The sequence below is a fragment of the Mycobacterium colombiense genome (genome assembly GCF_001665835.1).
GTDB classification, from domain to species: domain Bacteria; phylum Actinomycetota; class Actinomycetes; order Mycobacteriales; family Mycobacteriaceae; genus Mycobacterium; species Mycobacterium colombiense_A.
Genome location: NZ_LZSX01000082.1, coordinates 1 through 1,218, shown reverse-complemented (window position 1 = coordinate 1,218; position 1,218 = coordinate 1). Strand labels below are relative to the sequence as shown.

At 67.7% G+C, this 1,218-nt stretch carries 1 protein-coding gene; it reads right to left on the bottom strand.

From position 1 onward, the window contains the following. A partial coding sequence (gene metK, locus A5760_RS20060) for a methionine adenosyltransferase (RefSeq protein WP_064883973.1) occupies positions 1–1,205 on the bottom strand: 1,205 nt, incomplete at its 3' end. Positions 1,206–1,218 lie beyond the last annotated feature (13 nt).

The window sequence follows — 1,218 nt, the reverse complement described above, 5'->3', positions numbered from 1 at the left end:
GCGCGCTTGAGGTCGTCGACCTTGTTCAGTTGCTCCCAGGGCAGTTCGATGTCGGTGCGGCCGAAGTGCCCGTAGGCGGCGGTCTGGGCGTAGATCGGGCGCAGCAGGTCCAGGTCACGGATGATCGCGCCGGGCCGTAGGTCGAATACCTCGGGGACGATCTTTTCGATCTTGACCGGGTCGACCGTCGCGGTGCCGAAGGTCTCGATGAACAGCCCGACTGGGGCCGCCTTGCCGATGGCGTAGGCCACCTGCACCTCGACCCGCTCTGCCAGCCCGGCGGCGACGATGTTCTTGGCCACCCAGCGCATCGCGTAGGCCGCCGACCGGTCCACCTTGGACGGATCCTTGCCGGAGAAGGCGCCGCCGCCGTGGCGGGCCCAGCCGCCGTAGGTGTCGACGATGATCTTGCGGCCGGTCAGGCCGGCGTCGCCCATCGGGCCGCCGAGGACGAACTTGCCGGTCGGGTTGACCAGCACCCGGGTCGCTGAGGAGTCCAGGGTGTCGTGGGCCAGTTCCTCGAGCACGGTGTTGAGCACGTGCTGGCGGATGTCGGGGTCGAGCGTCTTGGCCAGGTCGATGCCGTCGGCGTGCTGGGTGGAGACCACCACGGTGTCCAGGCGGACCGGAACGTCGTCCTCGTACTCGATGGTGACCTGCGTCTTGCCGTCCGGGCGCAGGTAGGGCAGCGTGCCGTTCTTGCGGACCTGGGTCAGCTTGCGCGACAGCCGGTGGGCCAGCGCGATCGGCAGCGGCATCCGCTCGGGGGTGTCGTTGATCGCGTAGCCGAACATCAGCCCCTGATCGCCGGCGCCCTGCAGGTCCAGCGGGTCGGCGCCGCCCTCGACGCGGTGCTCGTGGGCGGTGTCAACACCCTGGGCGATGTCGGGTGACTGCGCCCCGATGCCGATGTTGACCCCACACGTGCTCCCGTCGAAGCCCTTGTCCGAGGAGTCGTAACCGATGTCGAGGATGCGCGCGCGCACCGTGTTGGTGATGTCGGCGAACGCCTCTTTGGCCGTCGTGGTCACCTCGCCCACCACGTGCACCTGTCCCGTGGTGACCAGCGTCTCCACCGCGACACGTGAACGGGGGTCCTGCGCCAGCAGGGCATCGAGGACCGAGTCGCTGATCGCGTCACAGATCTTGTCGGGATGTCCCTCAGTCACCGACTCACTGGTAAACAGGCGACCCTTTTCGCTCACAATGACAATCCTT